Source organism: Exiguobacterium sp. s129 (genome assembly GCF_018617585.1).
GTDB classification, from domain to species: domain Bacteria; phylum Bacillota; class Bacilli; order Exiguobacteriales; family Exiguobacteriaceae; genus Exiguobacterium; species Exiguobacterium aestuarii_A.
The window spans coordinates 13,910-34,475 of sequence record NZ_JACSKL010000009.1; the positions used below are offsets into that span (position 1 = coordinate 13,910).

General features: G+C 48.7%; 20 protein-coding genes. 19 read left to right on the forward strand and 1 reads right to left on the reverse strand.

Annotation, left to right across the window (positions count from 1 at the left end):
• Positions 1–104 precede the first annotated feature (104 nt).
• From mnmE to KNO92_RS10660, 5 genes are all read left to right on the forward strand, one after another.
• On the forward strand, positions 105–1,484 hold the full coding sequence (gene mnmE, locus KNO92_RS10640) for a tRNA uridine-5-carboxymethylaminomethyl(34) synthesis GTPase MnmE (protein ID WP_214761219.1): 1,380 nt from the start codon (positions 105–107) through the stop codon (positions 1,482–1,484).
• Between the two features lie 15 nt (positions 1,485–1,499).
• Positions 1,500–3,386, forward strand: coding sequence for a tRNA uridine-5-carboxymethylaminomethyl(34) synthesis enzyme MnmG (gene mnmG / locus KNO92_RS10645; protein ID WP_214696498.1), 1,887 nt, complete (start codon positions 1,500–1,502; stop codon positions 3,384–3,386).
• Between the two features lie 4 nt (positions 3,387–3,390).
• The gene (gene rsmG, locus KNO92_RS10650; RefSeq protein ID WP_214761220.1) at positions 3,391–4,107 is read left to right on the forward strand and encodes a 16S rRNA (guanine(527)-N(7))-methyltransferase RsmG; all 717 of its coding nucleotides are present in this window, start codon (positions 3,391–3,393) and stop codon (positions 4,105–4,107) included.
• A gap of 80 nt (positions 4,108–4,187) precedes the next feature.
• Positions 4,188–5,072: a nucleoid occlusion protein gene (gene noc, locus KNO92_RS10655; RefSeq protein ID WP_214761222.1), complete on the forward strand. Its 885-nt coding sequence runs from the start codon at positions 4,188–4,190 to the stop codon at positions 5,070–5,072.
• A 36-nt stretch (positions 5,073–5,108) separates the two neighbouring features.
• Positions 5,109–5,891 (forward strand): ParB/RepB/Spo0J family partition protein, encoded by a 783-nt coding sequence (locus tag KNO92_RS10660; RefSeq protein WP_074034048.1) that lies wholly within the window; start codon positions 5,109–5,111, stop codon positions 5,889–5,891.
• On the opposite strand, the gene yyaC is transcribed toward KNO92_RS10660, so the two are convergent.
• Entirely contained in the window at positions 5,864–6,490 is a 627-nt protein-coding gene (yyaC, locus tag KNO92_RS10665) for a spore protease YyaC (RefSeq protein ID WP_214696519.1), read from the reverse strand. The two genes, KNO92_RS10660 and yyaC, sit on opposite strands and share 28 nt — an antisense overlap.
• 171 nt (positions 6,491–6,661) lie before the next feature.
• On the opposite strand from yyaC, the gene KNO92_RS10670 reads away from it, so the two are divergent.
• From KNO92_RS10670 to KNO92_RS10735, 14 genes are all read left to right on the forward strand, one after another.
• Entirely contained in the window at positions 6,662–7,603 is a 942-nt protein-coding gene (locus KNO92_RS10670) for a mechanosensitive ion channel family protein (RefSeq protein WP_214696521.1), read from the forward strand.
• Positions 7,593–7,796, forward strand: a complete 204-nt coding sequence (locus KNO92_RS10675) for a DUF951 domain-containing protein (RefSeq protein WP_214696523.1) — start codon at positions 7,593–7,595, stop codon at positions 7,794–7,796. The genes KNO92_RS10670 and KNO92_RS10675 overlap by 11 nt, the downstream gene beginning before the upstream one ends.
• A gap of 153 nt (positions 7,797–7,949) precedes the next feature.
• On the forward strand, positions 7,950–9,050 hold the full coding sequence (gene ychF, locus KNO92_RS10680) for a redox-regulated ATPase YchF (RefSeq protein ID WP_214696529.1): 1,101 nt from the start codon (positions 7,950–7,952) through the stop codon (positions 9,048–9,050).
• Positions 9,051–9,181: 131 nt separating this feature from the next.
• Complete coding sequence (gene rpsF, locus KNO92_RS10685) at positions 9,182–9,469, forward strand: 30S ribosomal protein S6 (protein ID WP_074034039.1); 288 nt, start codon at positions 9,182–9,184, stop codon at positions 9,467–9,469.
• 37 nt (positions 9,470–9,506) lie between these two features.
• On the forward strand, positions 9,507–10,016 hold the full coding sequence (gene ssb, locus KNO92_RS10690; protein ID WP_074034037.1) for a single-stranded DNA-binding protein: 510 nt from the start codon (positions 9,507–9,509) through the stop codon (positions 10,014–10,016).
• A gap of 43 nt (positions 10,017–10,059) precedes the next feature.
• Positions 10,060–10,290 carry a 30S ribosomal protein S18 gene (gene rpsR, locus KNO92_RS10695; protein ID WP_015880232.1) on the forward strand — a complete coding sequence of 77 codons (231 nt, stop codon included), beginning with the start codon at positions 10,060–10,062 and terminating at the stop codon, positions 10,288–10,290.
• A gap of 151 nt (positions 10,291–10,441) precedes the next feature.
• Entirely contained in the window at positions 10,442–12,433 is a 1,992-nt protein-coding gene (locus tag KNO92_RS10700) for a DHH family phosphoesterase (protein ID WP_214761225.1), read from the forward strand.
• Entirely contained in the window at positions 12,430–12,873 is a 444-nt protein-coding gene (rplI, locus tag KNO92_RS10705) for a 50S ribosomal protein L9 (protein WP_214696532.1), read from the forward strand. Before KNO92_RS10700 ends, rplI begins: the two co-directional genes overlap by 4 nt.
• Before the next feature lie 17 nt (positions 12,874–12,890).
• Positions 12,891–14,243: a replicative DNA helicase gene (gene dnaB / locus KNO92_RS10710; protein WP_015880235.1), complete on the forward strand. Its 1,353-nt coding sequence runs from the start codon at positions 12,891–12,893 to the stop codon at positions 14,241–14,243.
• A gap of 158 nt (positions 14,244–14,401) precedes the next feature.
• Entirely contained in the window at positions 14,402–15,691 is a 1,290-nt protein-coding gene (locus KNO92_RS10715; RefSeq protein WP_074034026.1) for an adenylosuccinate synthase, read from the forward strand.
• A 121-nt stretch (positions 15,692–15,812) separates the two neighbouring features.
• Positions 15,813–16,523, forward strand: a complete 711-nt coding sequence (gene yycF, locus KNO92_RS10720; protein ID WP_214696534.1) for a response regulator YycF — start codon at positions 15,813–15,815, stop codon at positions 16,521–16,523.
• 3 nt (positions 16,524–16,526) lie between these two features.
• The gene (walK, locus tag KNO92_RS10725; RefSeq protein WP_074034022.1) at positions 16,527–18,368 is read left to right on the forward strand and encodes a cell wall metabolism sensor histidine kinase WalK; all 1,842 of its coding nucleotides are present in this window, start codon (positions 16,527–16,529) and stop codon (positions 18,366–18,368) included.
• Positions 18,368–19,750, forward strand: coding sequence for a two-component system activity regulator YycH (gene yycH / locus KNO92_RS10730; RefSeq protein ID WP_214696535.1), 1,383 nt, complete (start codon positions 18,368–18,370; stop codon positions 19,748–19,750). Before walK ends, yycH begins: the two co-directional genes overlap by 1 nt.
• A complete protein-coding gene (locus KNO92_RS10735) occupies positions 19,737–20,561 on the forward strand; it encodes a two-component system regulatory protein YycI (RefSeq protein ID WP_214696544.1) in 825 nt (274 codons plus the stop codon). Before yycH ends, KNO92_RS10735 begins: the two co-directional genes overlap by 14 nt.
• Positions 20,562–20,566: the final 5 nt, after the last annotated feature.

Sequence of the window (20,566 nt, forward strand, 5' to 3'; positions counted from 1 at the left end):
GACTTCATCGACGGGTGAACTCTTTCGTTCAAGTCGAATATCGTGTATAGTAGGTTCGTTATGCATATGATAGAAGAAGATGGTTTAGGTTTGGAGGGAGAAAGATGCTAGAGTTTGACACGATTACAGCGATTTCGACGCCGATGGGTGAAGGTGCCATTGGAATCGTCCGATTATCAGGCGATTTGGCGGTCGAAACGGTGAACAATGTGTTTTCTGGAAAAGACTTAACACAGGTCGATTCACATACCATTCATTATGGAACATTAAAACGTCCTGATACGGGCGAAGTCGTCGATGAAGTCATGGTCAGTATCATGCGAGCACCAAAGACGTTTACACGAGAAGACGTCGTCGAAATCAATTGTCACGGAGGCGTCGTGGCGGTCAATCGTGTGCTAGAACTCATTCTCGACCAACCCGACATCCGCTTAGCAGAACCGGGCGAGTTCACGAAACGCGCCTTTTTAAATGGCCGAATCGATTTATCACAAGCCGAAGCGGTTATGGACTTGATTCGTGCGAAAACGGATCGGGCGATGAATGTGGCCATGTCTCAAATGGAAGGACGTTTGTCACGACTCGTTCGCGAATTGCGTCAACAACTGCTTGAGACGATTGCGGCAGTCGAGGTCAATATTGACTATCCGGAGTATGACGCCGAAGAGATGACACAAGCGATCGTCGAAGAGAAGGCAGGCGAAGTCAAACGAATCTTGGAGCAATTGCTCGAGACGGCGCGACAAGGAAAAATCTTGCGCGAAGGTTTGGCGACGGCAATCATCGGGCGACCGAACGTCGGAAAATCTTCACTCATGAATACGCTTGTGCAGGAGACGAAAGCGATTGTCACGGAGATTGCCGGGACGACACGTGACACGATCGAGGAATATGTCAACGTGAAAGGTGTTCCGCTCAAGTTGGTGGACACCGCCGGTATTCGCGAGACAGAAGATATCGTTGAACGCATCGGCGTAGAAAAATCGAGGAAGGCGTTAGAAGCAGCGGACTTGGTCCTTCTCGTCTTGAACGGACATGAAGGGCTAACTGTCGAAGATGAGGCGTTGTTTGAGGCCGTCAAAGGGATGAATGCCATCATCATCATCAACAAGACAGACTTGCCACAAAACATGGATTCTTCTAAGCTAGAGAAACTAGCGGCAGGCCGACCAATCGTGGCGACGTCGCTCTTACTAGATGAGGGAATCGATGCACTTGAAGCGGCGATTGCGAACCTCTTCTTTGCAAAAGGCGTCGAGTCACAAGATATGACATATATCTCAAACGCTCGACACATTCAATTAATCAAACGAACGATTGGTCAAATTGATGAGGCACTCGGTAGTGCTGTCATGAATATGCCAATCGATATGGTCCAAATCGATTTACGTCGGGCATGGGATACGCTCGGTGAAATCAATGGAGATACCGTACAAGAGAGCTTGATTGATCAGCTCTTTTCACAGTTTTGTCTTGGGAAATAATAAGGAGGAACAAATATGGCTTATACGGCAGGCGAATATGACGTAATCGTCATCGGGGCCGGACACGCAGGGATTGAAGCGGCACTCGCATCGGCTCGGATGGGTGCCAAAACAGCGATGCTGACGATGAACCCTGATATGGTCGGGTTCATGTATTGTAACCCGTCAATCGGTGGACCGGCGAAAGGGATTGTCGTACGTGAAATCGACGCACTCGGCGGAGAAATGGGTCGTGCGATTGATGCGACGTACATCCAAATGAAGATGCTCAACACGTCGAAAGGTCCAGCGGTACGTGCACTACGTGCACAGGCGGACAAATTCCAATATCAAAATCATATGAAGAAAGTGCTAGAAGACGAGCCGAATCTATTGCTTCGTCAGGCACTTGTTGAACGATTGCTCGTCGAAGACGGAGAAGTTCGTGGCGTGGTAACGAACACGGGTTCAGAATATCGCGCGAAAGCAGTCATCGTCACGACGGGAACGTTCATGCGTGGTCAAATCATCATCGGTGAATTGGCATACGAAAGTGGTCCAAACAACCAAATGCCATCGGTCGAGCTTTCAAAACATTTAGAAGAACTCGGCCTCGATTTAGTTCGATTCAAAACAGGGACACCGCCACGAATCGATGGGAAAACAATCGATTACTCGAAGACTGAGATTCAGCCTGGAGACGAGAATCCATCATTCTTCTCGTACACGTCGACTGACTTGAATCCAATTGAACAAATCCCTTGCTGGCTCACGTATACGAGTGAACGTACACATCAATTGATTGATGAGAACTTACACCGTTCACCGATGTATTCGGGTGCAATCAAAGGAACAGGACCACGTTACTGTCCATCGATTGAAGATAAAGTCGTCCGTTTCAATGACAAACCACGTCACCAAATCTTCTTAGAACCAGAAGGTCGCGATACGGAAGAAGTATACGTTCAAGGTTTCTCGACGAGTATGCCAGAAGACGTTCAACATCAGATGCTTCGGACGATTCCAGGTCTTGAAAAGTCAGAGATGATGCGTCCAGGTTATGCGATTGAGTATGATGCGGTCGTACCGACGCAACTTTGGCCGACTCTTGAAACAAAGGCAGTTCCAGGACTCTTTACAGCAGGGCAAATCAACGGGACGAGCGGCTACGAAGAAGCAGCTGGACAAGGAATCATGGCGGGAATCAACGCCGCATGCAAAGTGCTCGGTAAAGACCCTGTCATCCTTGACCGCTCTCAAGCATACATCGGTGTCTTAATCGATGACCTCGTGACGAAAGGAACGAACGAACCATATCGTCTCCTCACATCGCGTGCTGAGTATCGCCTCTTGTTGCGTCATGACAATGCAGATTTACGTCTCAGCGACATCGGGCATGAGATCGGCTTACTTTCAGAAGAACGCCATGCACATCTCAATGAGAAGCGTGAAGCGATTGAAAAAGAAGTGAAGCGACTTGCATCACTTGTCGTCAAACCGACGCCTGAAGTGAATGCGATGCTTGAATCGGTCGGTGCACACCCGCTGAAAGAAGCGACACATGCGAACATTTTGTTGAAACGTCCAGAAGTGACGTATGAGGCACTCATGACGGTCGTCCCATCTACGGACGAGTTGTCGTTCGAAGTGAAAGAGCAAGTCGAGATTCAAGTGAAGTATGAAGGCTATATCTCAAAACAGCTCGAACAAGTCGAGAAGATGCGTCGCATGGAAGCAAAACGGATTCCAGAAAACTTGGATTACGATGCAATCGGCGGTCTTGCGACAGAAGCGAAACAAAAATTAAAACAAGTTCGTCCACTTTCGATCGGACAAGCATCACGAATCTCAGGTGTAAACCCTGCAGACGTGTCAATCTTGCTCGTCTATATCGAACAAGGACAATATGCGACGGTGGAGTGAAACGATGAACGAATCTCAATTTATTGAAGCGTTACGGGCGAAAGGGTTTGAACTGAACGAGACACAACTCGCTCAGTTCAAGCGCTATTTCGAGATGCTTGTTGAATGGAACGAAAAAATGAACTTGACGGCCATCACGGACAAAGAGGAAGTGTATTTGAAGCACTTTTACGATTCGCTCAGCGCAGCGTTCCATTTCGATTTCACGAAAGTCGAAACGGTATGTGATGTCGGAGCGGGTGCCGGATTCCCGAGTCTCCCTCTCAAGATTTTATTCCCGCACTTACATGTCACGATCATCGATTCATTGAACAAACGCATCACGTTCTTGAATGAGTTGGCGCTCGCCCTTGGACTTGAAGGTGTCGCGTTCCATCATGGACGTGCCGAAGAGTTTGGGAAGAACAAAAAATTCCGCGAACAGTTTGATGTCGTCACAGCACGTGCGGTAGCCCGCATGACGGTGTTGGCTGAGTACTGCTTGCCACTCGCAAAAGTAGGCGGAAACTTTGTCGCGCTGAAAGCGGCGAAAGTATCTGATGAGATGAAAGACGCCCAAAATGCGTTGGCTGTCCTTGGCGGGAAAGAAAAAGCGACACACCAGTTCCTATTGCCAGGAGAGATGAGTGAGCGTAATATCGTAGTTGTAGATAAACTACGAAAAACGCCCGGGAAATATCCGCGTAAGGCGGGGACACCGGTGAAAGAGCCACTTATCTGATGATGTCGTTTCACGTGAAACAAAAGCAGATTCCAGTGGTGGAGTCTGCTTATTTTTTTACATAAAAGGGGTGCCCGACGTTGAAGAATAGATTTGCGAAATTGTTCGGTGTGAATCGAAAAGACGAAGTTGCCGTGACGCAGATTGCAGAAGTTCGAGCGGATGACACGGTACAGGAGCTCTCGTTGTCACGATTGCGTCCGAACCGATATCAACCGCGTAAAGTGTTCGAACCGGCTAAAATTGAAGAGTTGGCAACGACGATTTCGGAACATGGATTGCTTCAACCGATCGTGGTTCGAAAGGCAGACGGGGACTGCTATGAAATCATCGCCGGGGAGCGTCGTTTCCGAGCCGTGAAATCGCTCGGCTGGTCAGCGATTCCAGCAATCGTTCGCGATATGGATGACGATACGACGGCTGCGCTCGCATTGATTGAAAACTTGCAACGGGAGCAGTTGAGTCCAATTGAAGAGGCGGAAGCATACGACCGGTTACTCGCCTTGAACGGCTTGACACAGGATGCGTTAGCGAAGAGTCTGGGGAAGAGCCAGTCTACGATTGCGAATAAATTGCGACTGTTGAAATTGCCTGAGGATGTGAAGCAGTCGCTTCGCGATCGTCGCATCAACGAACGACACGCACGTGCGCTGTTACCGTTAAAAGAAGAGGGATTACAGCTCCAAGTGCTCGTTGAAGTGTTGGAACAGGATTATAATGTTAAAGAGACGGAAGAACGAGTCGCCTTTTTGACAACGCCGCTTGAAGAAGAAAAGCGTAAACCGAAAAAACAACGTCGCCGGACAAAAAGTTTTGCGCGCGATACGCGAATCGCCATCAATACGATTCGTGACTCAATCGATTTGATTGGGAAAACAGGGATTGATGTCCAAACTGAAGAAGTAGACGAAGAGGAATTTGTTGAAATTCGAATTCGCATCCCGAAAGCGCGGCCTCAAAAATGAGTCCGTGCTTTTTCATACGATGAAGGAGGTTTGTAGATGGAACGATTAGCTTTAAAATTCATTCGCCCAAACCCGAACCAACCCCGGAAACAATTTGAGGTGGAGAAACTAGAAGAGTTACGCCAGTCGATTGAACGGTATGGCGTGTTGCAACCGATCGTCGTACGAAAAGCGACCGGCTACTATGAAATCATCGCTGGGGAAAGACGATTCCAAGCGGCAAAACTCGCCGGGAAAGAAGACATTCCCGCTCTAGTCGTCACGGCAGACTCGGATCGCGTCATGGAGTTGGCCTTGATTGAAAACATTCAGCGTGCTGACTTGAACGCCATCGAAGAAGCCGTCGCCTATGAACAATTGATGCAGACACTCGGCCTGACTCAACAACAATTGGCAGACCGGGTCGGGAAAAGCAGAAGTCATGTGACGAACAGTTTGCGTCTGCTTCGTCTACCGAGCGCGGTTCAGCACGCGGTCATGGTCGGCGATTTGACGATGGGTCATGCACGGGCGATTACAGGCATGAAATCAGAACAAGCGATGGAGCAAATCGCGAAGCGTGTAATTGCCGAGCATTGGACAGTTCGCAGACTTGAGCGTTACTTACAAAAAGAGCGCACAGCAAAAAAGACGCTGAAGCAATCGAACGCGGATATCGAAGCGGTCGAAGCAGTGCTTGCAGAGCGTCTTCAAATGGATGTGTCGATTCGTCCTCGTCGAAAGGGAGGCGTGTTAGAACTAAAATACTTCTCTCAAGACGATTTAGAACAACTCCTTACGTTGTTGTCGCCTCAAGACTTTGACTCGTCTCGCGACTGACGAAGTCTAGTGATCGCAGCCTCTTCGTGATGAAGGCGTCCGATGCGTGAATCGAAATCGACGAACCCTTCCGTGATGAAGCGTGCGAGTTCATAGACGAGATGGAGTCGTGTATTTTGAAGAATCATCATCTCCATAAAGCCACTGACGTTCACGACGGCTTTGATATTATAAGCGCCGACGGCAGGGAGTTCTTTTTGGACACCTGCACCTGGGGCGAGTGGTCCTTCTGAGAAGAAGACGTAGCCGACACTCGACAAACGTCCGAGACAGGCATCGATGGCAATGATGAGCGGTTGATGGAAGCGTGTTTGAATCTCATGTAACGTCTCCACTAAATTGAGTGCGTGTACGGGTTTCGTTAACGTACCGTATACGTGCAGGTTGCGGATGCGACGTTCTTCTAAAAACGTTCCGACGAGTGGACCAAGAGAGTCACCGGTCGAACGATCCGAACCGATGCAAACAAGGACGATGGGGCGATGGGTTTCATTGACCAACTGTTCATGAAGCTGGTCCGCAAGTAATCTGGATCCACTCCGCTCAGTGTGTTCAATGAAGAAAGAGTATGGTTTATGAGGTTTTAGGCGAAACGGCATGAATCTCATCCTCTCTTCTGAGCTGCCTATTCCTAGTTGCAGTTAGGGGATTGATCTCGTATTAACCCATTCCCAAAAGTGGAAAACTTCTAAACTTCCGAATGCGGCGTTTGAGAAAAGTCGCGAAATATGTTTTGATGATTTAGAATCTACGACTTTTGAGGTGAAAAGATGGCTTCGCAAAATACAGAAAAAGATTTAAGCACGGTGGCAGACGAAACGATGGATAGCGTAAACCAATTCGTGGAGTACTTTAAAGATACAGACATGTGGATTGGTTTAGGGATCAAGCTCGCCGGTGTCGCGCTCATCATTCTTGGCTTATATATTGCAACAAGAATCTTGACGACGATGGTGGAGCGCGTATTTACGATTCGAAAAATAAAAGAACATGATATTGTCGCTCAGCGTCAAAACGAGACACTTTTGAAACTCGCACAAAATACGATCCGTTATGTAATCGGTTTGATTATGGTCCTGACAGTGCTCGGACAATTCGGCGTCAATATTGCCGGTTTAATCGCATCAGCCGGGGTAGCAGGTCTTGCCATCTCGTTCGGTGCGCAAAGTTTAGTGAAGGACGTCATTACAGGCGCGTTCATCATCTTTGAAAACCAATATAAAAATGGGGATTATGTCAGTTTGAATCAACAGGTCGAAGGAGTCGTCATCGAGGTCGGCATTCGCACTACGAAACTAAAAGGATTGAACGGACAAGTTTCTATCATTCCGAACGGACAGATCATGCAAGTGACGAACTACTCACTAGAAAATAGTGTGGCGGTTGTCGATGTCGGTGTCGCCTACGAAGAGGACATGGAACATGTCGAGTCGGCGATTAAAGAGATTGCGAAAGAAGTCGAGGCGAAGTATCATGACCTCTTCATTGAACCAATCACACTCGCAGGAGTACAGTCACTCGGGGCTTCAGAAGTCGTCTATCGCTTGATGGCAGAAGTGCCACCGACTCAACACTTCGCAGCTGGACGAATTTTGCATAAAGAATTGAAGGCAGGATTCGACCAACGTGGTATTGAAATTCCATACCCACGTACGGTCATGTTACCACCGAACCCAACTCCTAAAGGAGGAGAAGCAGAAAATGCACAGTAAAACTTATGCGTTGAACGATGTTGTGGAAATGAAAAAACCACATGCCTGCAAGACGAACCGCTGGCAAATCACACGTGTAGGGATGGACATTCGCATCAAATGTCAAGGTTGCGGAGCAAGTGTACTCATGCAACGCCGAGACTTTGATAAGCGATTCAAGAAAGTGCTTGAGCAAGGGAACGCCGCAGAATAAGCGGCGTTTTTCTTTAGGTTATGAACGTGAGTTGCGGTTTAATCGTGGACTATCTATAATTGTGAAGGATGTGACGGTGTGGTGTACTGAAGGTACCCACTCCACAGACGGCTTAACATTTCCCGGGAAACACCGGATGAGGAGGAACTACTAGTGGGATTAACAGCAGGAATTGTCGGATTACCAAACGTCGGGAAATCGACTTTGTTTAATGCGATTACACAAGCAGGAGTCGAAGCGGCTAACTATCCGTTCGCGACAATCGACCCGAACGTCGGAGTCGTTGAAGTACCAGATGCACGTCTTGATCGATTGACGGAACTCGTCAAACCGAAAAAGACGGTGCCAACAGCGTTTGAATTTACAGATATCGCTGGAATCGTTAAAGGTGCATCAAAAGGTGAAGGACTCGGAAACAAGTTCTTGGCGAACATTCGCGAAGTCGATGCAATTTGCCAAGTCGTTCGTTGCTTTGAGGACGAGAACATCACGCACGTTGCGGGACGCGTCTCACCGATTGACGACATCACGACGATCAACCTTGAATTGATCTTAGCTGACCTTGAACAAGTCGATAAACGAATCGCTCGCGTTCAAAAAATGGTAAAAGCAAAAGATAAAGGAGCGGTACAGGAGCTTGAAGCACTTGAGATCGTACGTGACGTTCTTGAGTCGGAGCGCCCAGCACGTGTCGCTGAATTAACGGACGACCAACTCGCCATCGTGAAACACTTCCAATTGTTGACGATGAAGCCGATGCTTTATGTGGCAAACGTGAGTGAGGATGAAGTGGCGGACGCGGACTCAAACGAGTACGTACAAGCGGTCCGTGACCATGCAGCAACAGAAGGGGCGAAAGTGATTGTCATCTGTGCACGTATCGAAGAAGAAATTTCAGAGCTCGAACCGGAAGAACGTCTCGAATTCTTACAAGATCTCGGTATTGAAGAGTCAGGACTTGATCAATTGATCCGTGCTGCGTATTCGACACTTGGTCTTGCAACATACTTCACTGCAGGTGAAAAAGAAGTTCGCGCTTGGACGTTCAAACAAGGGATGAAAGCACCACAATGTGCCGGAGTCATTCACTCTGACTTCGAACGTGGGTTCATTCGTGCTGAAGTTGTCGCGTATGAAGATCTTTCAGCAGCTGGCAACATGACGACAGTGAAAGAACAAGGGAAACTTCGCTCGGAAGGTAAAGAATATGTCTTCCAAGACGGCGACGTTGTCACATTCCGCTTCAACGTATAAGTTGATTTACGGAAACGTGTTGTAAAAGTCAAGGAAGTTTGATAGTATATTATGACGTGAGTAAAACAATTGTTTGCTCCTTGCTCCTACAAACCGGTAGGAGCCGTTAGTCCAAGAGGAGGTGAAAGATAATGCGTAAATACGAACTTCTTTACATTATCCGTCCATCAGTTGATGAGGAAGCGAAGAAAGCTTTAATCGAGCGCTTCAACAACGTCATCACTGAAAACGGTGGTACTGTTGAAAAAACAACAGACATGGGTAAACGTCGTTTCGCTTATGAAATCAACAAGATGCGCGAAGGACACTACGTTCTTCTTAACATCGTTGCTGAACCTAAAGCGATCCAAGAAACAGAGCGTCTCATGAAGATCTCTGACGACGTTGTCCGTCAAATGACAACAAAAGACGAGCGTTAATCCTTAACGCCTCGTATCGTGAAAGGGGAGCTTGGAGATGATTAACCGAGTTGTGTTAGTTGGTCGATTGACTCGCGATCCGGAAATGCGTTACACGCAGAGCGGAATCGCCGTAACACGCCTTACTCTCGCTTGCGATCGTCCATTCGCTGGACAAGATGGGAAGCGCGAGACGGACTTTATTGATTGTGTCGTTTGGCGCAAACAAGCAGAGAACGTAGCACAATACTTGAAAAAGGGCAGCATGGCCGGCGTTGACGGTCGCCTTCAAATCAGTAGTTACGAAGGACAAGATGGCCAACGTCGTTACCGGGCAGAAGTAGTCGCCGACAGCGTACGCTTCCTTGAACCACGCGGAGCCGCAGGGCAACGTGAGCAAGCACCATCTGGAGATGTCTTCGGTGGTGGTGAATCAAGTGGATCAGGATGGGGCGCAGGAGCTGCTTCGACTTCATCTCAGTCCTCGAATTCGAATAAAGGTTTTGACGCAGATCCGTTCTCGGGTGGCGGCAAAATCGACTTGTCAGATGATGATTTGCCATTCTAATCATTGTTGACAATCAAAACTAACTTATAAAGGAGGTCTTCACATGGCACGTCGTCCAGGAGGTCGTCGTCGTCGTAAAGTATGTTTCTTTACGTCGAACAACATCACTCATATCGATTATAAAGACGTAGAATTGCTCAAACGCTTCGTTTCGGAGCGTGGTAAAATTCTTCCACGTCGTGTGACTGGTACTTCAGCGAAATACCAACGTCCACTTACTGTCGCTATCAAGCGCTCACGTCAAATGGCTTTGCTTCCATACGTTGCAGAGTAATGTTTGACGAACGGCTTATCCTTTTGGATAAGTCGTTTTTTTGTATTTCATCTCGTTTGTAAGTGTGTAAGTGAAACCGACGAATATGGTATGATAGAGCAGAAACCTTTACGATTCCATGGGTGAACATTACTCATTTTAGGAGGCATACATGCACAGTGGTGAAGCAATAACATCCGTGAAGAACCAATACGCGCGGCATATGATTCCATATGTGATTGGATTCCTTGTCTCGTTAGGATTGGCGTTCTACAGCATTGTGGCGGCAATCACCCTGTTTGTGGGCACGCTGATCTTTTTCATCTATCAGCAAGTGACGATGCGACGGGAACGTAAAAATTGGGAACAGTATGTCCTCTCACTCTCTCATCAAATCGAAGAGGTCGGAAAAGAAGCATTGACGACGATGCCGATTGGGATTTTAGTCTTCGATCAAGACAGACGTGTCAATTGGTATAATGAACAATCGCGCTTGATCTTTGAACTTGATATGGCGATTGGTGTACCGCTTGATGCGCTCCATTCCGCATTCGATGAATTGATTGAAGAGGAAGAGGATGAAGCCACGATTGAAGTGGGTGACCGCGTCTACCGTGTCTATTACAACCAAATACATCAAACCCTTTATTTGTTCGATATGACCGAAGAAGCTGAGATTGAACAAAAGTACGCTCAAGCGCAGACGGTCATTGGTATTTTGTATCTAGATAACTATGATGAGATGTCGACCGCAGTGGATGAGCAAGTGCGAAGTGAAGTAAATCGTCGTGTGACGGTGCTTCTCAACCAATGGGCGCAGCGGCATCACATCTATATGCGCCGTACGGCAGCAGACCGCTTTTTCCTCGTGATGAATGAGCGGACGTTATCCGAACTTGAGAACAATCGCTTTTCCATTTTGGATGAAGTGCGTGATGCAACGAAGGAACAAAGGATTCCGTTGACGTTATCGATTGGGGTTGGATGTGGAGAAACGACATTGACGGAACTCGGTAACTTATCGCAGTCGAGTCTAGACCTTGGACTTGGTCGCGGTGGTGACCAGGCAGTCGTCAAACGTCATAACGGAAAAGTTCGTTTCTTTGGAGGGAAGACAAACCCGACGGAAAAACGGACGCGCGTCCGGGCACGTGTCATCTCGAACTCGATGCGTGATTTGATTCGGGAATCGAGCCGTGTCCTCGTCATGGGACATAAAAACCCAGATATGGACTCGCTCGGGGCTTCCATCGGAATTATGAAGTTGGCTGAGTTTGTCGGACGTGAGGCGTACGTGGTGGTGCCGTCAGGTGAGACGAGCATCGGCATTCAGCGACTCGTTCAAGAGGTAGAAAACGATGACTCGTTATATAGCCAGTTCTTGACCGAATATGAAGCACAACCACTCATCGATGAACAGACGCTTCTCGTCGTCGTCGACACGCATCGTCCTTCACTTGTCATTTCAAAAGACATTCTGTATCGGGCGGAGCGTGTCGTTGTGATTGACCATCACCGACGTGGTGAAGAGTTTATCGAGGACCCGGTCCTTGTGTACATGGAACCTTATGCATCGTCGACGTGTGAGCTCGTCACAGAGCTGATTGAGTATCAGGCAGGAAGTCGCAAGCTTTCGATTCTAGAGGCGACGTCACTTCTTGCAGGAATTATGGTCGACACGAAAGGCTTTACGCTCCGTACAGGTTCACGTACGTTTGATGCGGCGTCCTACTTACGTATTCAAGGAGCTGACACGGTGCTCGTGCAACACTTTATGCGGCAAGACCTCGATGCCTATATCGAACAGTCACAGATTTTGAAAAACACCGAGATTTACACAGATGGCATGGCGATCGCGGTCGCTTCTGACGATGAGGCCCATCACCAAGTATTGATTGCCCAGTCTGCAGACCAGTTGCTGAATATGGAAGGTGTCAAAGCCTCGTTCGTCATCGCGATTTTACCGGATGGACGAACCGGGATCAGTGCGAGGTCTCTCGGTGACGTCAACGTTCAAGTCATCATGGAAATGCTCGATGGTGGCGGACATTTGACGAATGCAGCGACACAACTCGAAATGAGTCGCGAACAAGCAAACGTCTTGTTAAAAGAAGCAATTGATCATTATATGACAGATGATACTGAAGGAGAGGAATTAGAATGAAAGTCATTTTGAAAGTAGATGTTAAAGGGCAAGGAAAAGCTGGAGAAGTGAAGAACGTGGCAGACGCTTATGCCAAAAACGTCTTGTTCAAGAAAAACTTGGCGGTTGAAGCGACACCTGGAAACCTAAAAGCGTTCGCGGCGAAAGAACGTCGTGCTGAAGAGGCTGCAGAAGAAGAGTTGAAAGAAGCGCAGCAACTGAAAGCAAAACTTGAAAAAGAGACGATCGCCGTCACGACAAAAGCCGGTGAAGGCGGTCGCGTGTTCGGATCGGTCACGAGCAAACAAATCGCGGATGCCCTCAAATCAATGGGCTACAAGATTGATAAGCGTAAAATTGAACTCGAGCACCCAATCAAGGCGCTCGGTTTCACGAAAGTGCCAGTGAAGTTGCACCATGACGTCGTTGCGACGTTGAATGTACATGTACAAGAAGCTTGAAGGTGAGGTAGAGACGGATGAGTGATGCGATTCAAGTCAATACACCACCACATAGCGTGGAAGCGGAGCAAGCCGTCTTAGGGGCGATCATCCTCGATTCGGACCGGTTGATCACGGCCTCAGAGCGGGTCGACCCGGACGACTTTTATCGCGTCAGCCACCAACGCATCTTTGAAGCGATGTTAAAAATTAATGACCGGGGCGAACTTGTCGACTTGGTCACGCTCAGTTCAGAGCTCCAGGCGCAAGGTATTTTAGACGAAATCGGCGGTCTCAACTATTTAGCGGAGGTCGCTGAATCCGTCCCGGCTATCGGGAACATCGGCTATTACTTGAATGTCGTCGATCAAAAAGCGGCACTTCGTCGTCTCATTCGAACGGCAACGAACATCGTTTCAGATGGTTATGAGCGTCAGGACGAGGTCGATTCTGTCCTCTCGGACGCGGAGCGGAATATTCTAAAAGTATCGCAACGGAAAGGGCAGTCCAGCTTCCACCCGATCGGTTCCGTTCTATCGGATGCTTATTCGACGATTGAAAAACTGCATCAGTCGAGCGGTGAGATCACCGGGATTGCCACAGGCTTCACGGATTTAGATAAGATGACGGCCGGTTTCCAACGAAACGATTTGATTATCGTGGCAGCTCGTCCATCTGTCGGGAAGACTGCGTTCGCCTTGAACATCTCGCAAAACGTTGCCGTCCGTACGGGCGAGAACGTCGCCATCTTCAGTTTAGAGATGGGGGCGGAACAGCTCGTCATGCGTATGTTGTGTGCGGAAGGAAATATCGATGCCCAGCGCCTCCGGACCGGACGTCTTGAAGCGGAAGACTGGGGTCGCTTATCACTTGCGATGTCATCGCTCTCACAAGCGGGCATCTACATCGACGATACGCCGGGTCTTCGCGTCAACGAGATTCGGGCGAAGTGTCGTCGCTTGAAGCAAGAGCACGGTCTCGGGATGATTATGATTGACTACTTGCAGCTCATCGTCGGGAACGGCAAACCGGGCGAGAACCGACAACAGGAAGTATCGGAAATTTCACGTACGCTCAAAGCGATTGCGCGTGAACTTCAAGTACCTGTGATCGCCTTGTCACAGCTCTCTCGTGGGGTAGAGAGTCGTCAAGACAAGCGACCGATGATGTCGGATATCCGTGAATCGGGAGCAATTGAGCAGGATGCCGATATCGTTGCCTTCCTCTATCGTGATGACTATTACGATAAAGAGAGTGAAGACGCCAATACGATTGAAATCATCATTGCGAAACAACGTAACGGTCCGACCGGTACGGTCAAGCTCTCCTTCCGGAAAGAGTACAACAAGTTCGTCAATATGGAGACACAAGCCTTCGCACCACCGATGTAACGTCGGTGGTGTCTTTTTTTATATAGGTGATTTGTAAAATAACGAACGAATAGTTACATGTTATATAAAACGTTCGGTATTGGATTGACTTTCTCGCTTTTCAAGTGTACACTTACGGATGGTTTGAACAGAACGTTGATCAATAAGGAGGATTCATTATGTCATCAGTAGTCGTAGTGGGAACGCAGTGGGGCGATGAAGGGAAAGGGAAAATCACCGATTTCTTATCGAAACAAGCCGAAGTCGTCGCGCGTTATCAAGGGGGAGACAACGCTGGTCACACGATCGTCTTCAATGATACGAAATATAAACTTCACCTCATTCCGTCTGGTATCTTCTATTCGGATAAGACGTGTGTCATCGGGAACGGAATGGTCGTCAACCCGAAATCACTCGTGACAGAACTCGCTTACTTACATGAGCGCGGTGTGAGCACAGATAACCTTCGTATCTCGAACCGGGCGCACATCATTTTACCGTATCACCAGCTTCAGGATCGTTTAGAAGAAGATGCGAAAGGTGATGCGAAAGTCGGGACAACACTTAAAGGGATTGGTCCAGCATACATGGACAAAGCGGCGCGTATCGGGATTCGTATCGCAGATCTTCTCGACAAAGAAGTGTTCGCAGAGAAATTAAAGACCGTTCTCGAGTTGAAAAACCGCATGTTCGTGAAAATGTACGAGGTCGATCCAGTTGAATTTGATGACATCTTCGAAGAGTACTACGCGTATGGCCAACAGTTTGCGAAATACGTGTGTGATACATCTGTCGTCTTGAACGATTCACTCGACGAAGAGAAGAAGGTTCTCTTTGAGGGAGCACAAGGTGTCCTTCTCGATATCGACCACGGAACGTACCCGTTCGTCACATCGTCGAACGCAGCGTCAGGTGGCGTATCAAGTGGTGCCGGAATCGGTCCATCAAAAATTCATCACGTTGTCGGTGTCTGTAAAGCATATACGTCACGCGTCGGTGACGGTCCATTCCCAACACAACTCGATGACGAGATTGGTCATACAATCCGTGAAGTCGGGAAAGAATACGGAACGACAACAGGTCGTCCACGTCGTGTCGGCTGGTTCGACTCGGTCGTCGTTCGTCACTCACGTCGTGTCAGCGGGATTACAGATCTTTGCCTCAACTCAATCGATGTATTGACAGGTCTTGAGACGCTCAAGATTTGTACATCGTATGAGTACGAAGGAAAGCATCTTGACGAATATCCGCCGAACTTCCGCGTCCTTGAGAAGTGTGTACCAGTATACGAAGAACTTCCTGGTTGGACAGAAGACATTACGGGCGTCCGTAACTTCGACGACCTTCCAGAAAACGCGAAACGTTACGTGCGTCGCATCGAAGAATTGACGGGTATTGAGTTATTGACCTTCTCGGTCGGACCGGCCCGTGAGCAGACGGTCATCTTGCGTGACATTTACGAAGCATAAGAAAGGGAGCCGTTGCGGCTCTCTTTTTCATTTCCACGGAAATGGACCACGCTTTCTAAGCTGTATAAAAAGAGTTACAATGTAGGCATGTACGTTTAATGATAAGAGGAGGACTCACTGAATGGATCGTACGATTTTAGTGGTAGATGACGAACAACCAATCGCAGATATATTGAAGTTTAAACTTGAAAAAGAAGGTTACCAAGTGCATGTCGCATATGACGGCGAAGAAGCGCTTGTGAAAGTAGAAGAGATTCAACCGGATCTCATCTTACTCGACATCATGCTTCCACTCAAAGACGGCATGGAAGTATGCCGCGAGGTACGGAAGAAGTATGATATGCCAATCATCATGTTGACGGCAAAAGACTCAGAGATTGATAAAGTGCTCGGACTAGAGCTCGGTGCAGACGATTACGTCACGAAACCGTTTAGCTCTCGTGAGTTATTGGCTCGCGTCAAAGCGAACATGCGACGTCATGCGACGGCGCCCGCGCCTGAAGCAAAAGGGGCGAACGCAAACGATATCGTGATCGGCGACTTGACGATTCACCCGGATTCGTACATGGTGACGAAGCGGGAAGAGAAGATCGAGCTGACGCATCGCGAGTTCGAATTGATTCATTACCTCGCGCAAAACATCGGACAAGTGATGACGCGTGAGCATTTACTCCAAACGGTTTGGGGCTATGATTACTTCGGGGACGTTCGTACTGTGGATGTTACTGTGCGTCGTCTTCGTGAAAAAGTGGAGGACAACCCATCGACACCGACGTATATCATTACGCGTCGCGGGGTCGGGTATTATTTGAAGGCAGGAGAAGAAGATTAAACGATGAAACGGACGAACTTCTTTAAATCAATCCAGTGGAAGCTCGTCGTCATCTATGCGCTGCTCATTCTCGTTGCGATGCAAGTCATCGGCGTGTACTTTGTGCGTTCTCTGGAACGGCAATACATCAACAACTTCTCGCAGTCACTCGTCGACCGGGCGAACCTACTGAGCTATAACGTCAGTGAGGGGATCGCCGCGAACGAGAGTGACTCGACCACGGACCAGCAGTTGAACCAGTTACTGGATCAGCTGCTGTCTGACTTTACCGAGAGCACGACGCTAGCTGACGACATTCGAGAAGTCCAAATCATTGATACGAACAGTGTCGTACGGGCGACCTCGAACCAGAACAATCAAAGTCTCGTCGGACAACGGACGGCAAGTACGTTTATCCAGAAGTCATTCGCAACAGGCGGCGCCCAAGAGACGCTCGTCTATGAAGATTCGAATGACCGGATGCGCGTCGTCGCCGTTCCCGTCAAGTCAGAAGTAGACGGAACCACAATCGGCATGATCTATATCGAGGCATCGATGCAGTCTATCTATAACCAGATGGAACAAGTCATCCGAATCCTCGCAACCGGGACGGTCATTGCCTTGATCATCACATCCTTCCTCGGTATCTTGTTATCTCGAACGATCACACGACCGATTGCCGATATGCGTCGGCAAGCCGTCGAGATGCGAAAAGGGAACTTCTCGCGGAAAGTTAAAGTGTATTCGGATGATGAGGTCGGTCAACTCGCCTACGCGTTTAACGAATTGACGGACGAGTTGATGGAAGCGAATGCGACAACAGAAGCAGAGCGCCGTCGATTGACGAGTGTCCTCGAGAACATGTCTGACGGTGTGGTTGCGACCGATCGTTCGTTACGGGTCATCTTAATGAACGACCAGGCACGTGACATGATCGGGGTCGATGAAGAAGAGGCGATGGGCATGAACTTGCAGAGTCTTCTCGCGTTCGAAGAGGAAATCGTTATCCCAGAGGACGGGACTATGCCGGCGAAACTGATTGACCTTAGTACAGATGAGGAACTGTTCCTTGTTCGAGCTTATTTCTCACCGATTCAAAAACATAGTGGACCAATCACAGGTCTTATCGTCGTCTTGCATGACGTCACTGAACAAGAGCAAGTCGAACAAGATCGCCGTGAATTCGTCGCAAACGTCAGTCACGAGTTGCGGACGCCGCTCACGACGATGCGTAGTTATTTGGAAGTCCTTGCGGAAGGGGCTTATCAGGATGATGAGTTGGCGCCGCGCTTCTTAGAGACGACGCAAAACGAGACAGAGCGAATGATTCGCCTCGTCAATGACTTGTTGCAACTCTCGAAGATGGACAGTAAAGAATATAAGATGCAGAAAGTGAAGTTCGACTTTGTGCAGTTCTTTAACGATATCATCGATCGTCACGAGATGACGAAAGGGGACGCGATTCAATTCCGTCGGAAGCTGATGAAACGTCGCGTGTACGTGCATGCCGACCAGGATAAGATGACGCAAGTCATCGATAACATCATCACGAACGCCATCAAGTTCTCACCAGAAGGCGGTACGATCACGTTTCGGACGATGCTTCGGGCAAAACGCCTCGTCATCGGCATCAAGGATGAAGGAGTCGGGATTCCGAAGTCGAACTTGAAGAAAATTTTCGAACGCTTCTATCGTGTCGATAAGGCGCGGGCGCGTAATATAGGTGGAACCGGACTCGGTCTATCGATTGCCAAAGAAGTCGTATCCGCTCACGGTGGAGACATCTGGGCAGAGAGTGAATTTGGCCGCGGTACGACGATTTACTTCACGATTCCGTTCGATACGATTGTGGAGGTGAATGATTGATGAAACGGTTTACGATTGCAAAGCCAGAACTGTGGAAGTCGTTCCTTTTGCTCACGTTAATCGTCACGTCGATTGTTCAAACCATCATTTTGTGGGATTATCATCCCACCTATCAGTCAGTCCAATCGGAGACGCAATTGACGACGGTGGATGAGTCGCTCCAACGCCGAGCGAATCAGGTCGTGATTCCGGTTCAAGCGGTCGTTCATGACAACAACGCCGTCTTCGCTTCGAAGAACACCCCGAAGCAGTTGATGCGGGTCATCCGGGATACGTTTGAAGCAAGTGAATTCAAACCGCTCGCCACGAAGAATGTCCCGAGCTTTTACACGGATATCAACGAAGGACTCGAATTGATTTTGCCGGAAGCCTACTATGCGGACACGCTCAGCTATATGCTTCCGGGCACGTACAGTCTGTCTGGGAAAATCCCGCAACGTGTGCTCATCTACATGGAAGACAATGCGTTTACCATTCGGACGATCATGAGTGACCAATCGATTTGGGAAGGGAAGCTAACGAAGGTCGGAAACGGCGACGTGAACAGTCTATTCCTAAAAAACTCGAGTCGGACGATGAAGCGAGTGACGTATACGGATGAACGCGTGAACTATATCCCGGTCGTCGGACCGGAGATGAATGAGTTGTTCGCATATGACGTATCGTCGATTCAAATCGATGCGCGCCTCGACTGGATGCGGGACACATTCTTCCCAGGCGACCCGAACGTCCAAGAAGTCGACCCGGCGAGTTCAGTGGGGGCATTGACGAACGGTGTCAGCGTAGCAGAATATGACGCGAAGCTGAACGCGAGTCGCTATCGGAACTTATCGCGTAACAGCACCGAGCGGGAAACGGCACTCGGATTGGATTCGATCGTCGAATTCGTGAATTTCCATGGTGGATGGGTCGACGAGTCTTCTGAGAATCAAGGACTCTCGCTTCGTTTCGATGCCATCACACCGGCGAACAAAGGCTTTGAAACGACCGTATTCCGTTTTCATGTGAAAGGATTCCCGGTCTTTAGCCAGCGTGAGGCGTTTATCAACAATGACGCCATCGACTTATCCACATTGCGTGTGGAAAACGACGGGGCACAAGTCCGGTCCATCACACGACATCACTTAGAGATTGACCGCTTGATCACAGTCGGCACGACGCAGCTGGCTGACGCGGATGAAGTACTCGGGACACTCATCAATTCTGGACGGTTTGAGAACGTGACCGAGATTCGAATTGGTTATGAAATTGAGTATAACGAGGATACGAGCCGATATGTGACGTTCTCACCGAATTGGTTCGTACGTGAAGCGGGACGTTGGGTTCCGTACAACCAGTCAGAAGATTGGACAGAAAGGATGATGTATCGTGGATTGGAGTAAAGCGAAAACCATTTTAATCTTCGCCTTCCTCGCCTTGAACATCTATCTGTTGTTCCAATTGGTGACTGAGACATGGGCGACCGAAGTCGTGACGAACGACAACACGTCGATTGCACAAATTTTAGACCAACGAAACGTCGACCCGGCAAAACTGCCACGAATGGGTCGGGATATCGGCTATTTGACAGGGTCGTCTGAAGAGATGTCGGCCGCGATGATCACGAAAAATCGGGAGGCTCAACTGGCAACGACGCTCGACAATATGCAACTCGAAGTCGAGCTGAAACAGCCCGTGCCGCTCGATGCCAAGGATTTGCGAACGACGGCTTCGACGTTTGTTGCGGAATATGTTCCGTTTGGAGAAGAGTATGCCTACTGGCGATACGATGAAAAGACGAAACAAATCGCCTTCGTCCAAACGTTTGAAGACAATAAGATTTTCTCGGCACCTGAAGTCGAGGGAGATTCGGAGATGTATATCGGACCATCCCTCATCTTGATTCAATTGAATGAGGCGTTTGAAGTGACGGATTATAAGCAACGTCATTTGAAAGACATCTCATCGAAACCGCAAGACGATCTCGTGTTAACGGCCAGTGAAGCCATCTCTCAACTCGCGTCACGGAAGTATTTCCAACCGAATCAGGAGATGCGGGCCATCAACACAGGGTTTTATAGCTTACCCCTCGACAGCTCTGGCGGTTTGATTATCATGCCACCGCTATGGTCGGTCGCAATCGACGATCATGTATATTTCGTCAATGCCATCGACGGAACGGTAGAGCGCGTCGAGTTTGAAACGAAAGAATGAAAGGA

Coding starts and splice junctions, on each gene's coding strand:
- mnmE (WP_214761219.1), top strand. CDS start 105: ATGCTAGAGTTTGACACGATTACAGCGATTTCGACGCCGATGGGTGAA.
- mnmG (WP_214696498.1), top strand. CDS start 1,500: ATGGCTTATACGGCAGGCGAATATGACGTAATCGTCATCGGGGCCGGA.
- rsmG (WP_214761220.1), top strand. CDS start 3,391: ATGAACGAATCTCAATTTATTGAAGCGTTACGGGCGAAAGGGTTTGAA.
- KNO92_RS10660 (WP_074034048.1), top strand. CDS start 5,109: ATGGAACGATTAGCTTTAAAATTCATTCGCCCAAACCCGAACCAACCC.
- yyaC (WP_214696519.1), bottom strand. CDS start 6,490: ATGCCGTTTCGCCTAAAACCTCATAAACCATACTCTTTCTTCATTGAA.
- KNO92_RS10670 (WP_214696521.1), top strand. CDS start 6,662: ATGGCTTCGCAAAATACAGAAAAAGATTTAAGCACGGTGGCAGACGAA.
- KNO92_RS10675 (WP_214696523.1), top strand. CDS start 7,593: ATGCACAGTAAAACTTATGCGTTGAACGATGTTGTGGAAATGAAAAAA.
- rpsF (WP_074034039.1), top strand. CDS start 9,182: ATGCGTAAATACGAACTTCTTTACATTATCCGTCCATCAGTTGATGAG.
- ssb (WP_074034037.1), top strand. CDS start 9,507: ATGATTAACCGAGTTGTGTTAGTTGGTCGATTGACTCGCGATCCGGAA.
- rpsR (WP_015880232.1), top strand. CDS start 10,060: ATGGCACGTCGTCCAGGAGGTCGTCGTCGTCGTAAAGTATGTTTCTTT.
- KNO92_RS10700 (WP_214761225.1), top strand. CDS start 10,442: ATGCACAGTGGTGAAGCAATAACATCCGTGAAGAACCAATACGCGCGG.
- rplI (WP_214696532.1), top strand. CDS start 12,430: ATGAAAGTCATTTTGAAAGTAGATGTTAAAGGGCAAGGAAAAGCTGGA.
- dnaB (WP_015880235.1), top strand. CDS start 12,891: ATGAGTGATGCGATTCAAGTCAATACACCACCACATAGCGTGGAAGCG.
- KNO92_RS10715 (WP_074034026.1), top strand. CDS start 14,402: ATGTCATCAGTAGTCGTAGTGGGAACGCAGTGGGGCGATGAAGGGAAA.
- yycF (WP_214696534.1), top strand. CDS start 15,813: ATGGATCGTACGATTTTAGTGGTAGATGACGAACAACCAATCGCAGAT.
- walK (WP_074034022.1), top strand. CDS start 16,527: ATGAAACGGACGAACTTCTTTAAATCAATCCAGTGGAAGCTCGTCGTC.
- yycH (WP_214696535.1), top strand. CDS start 18,368: ATGAAACGGTTTACGATTGCAAAGCCAGAACTGTGGAAGTCGTTCCTT.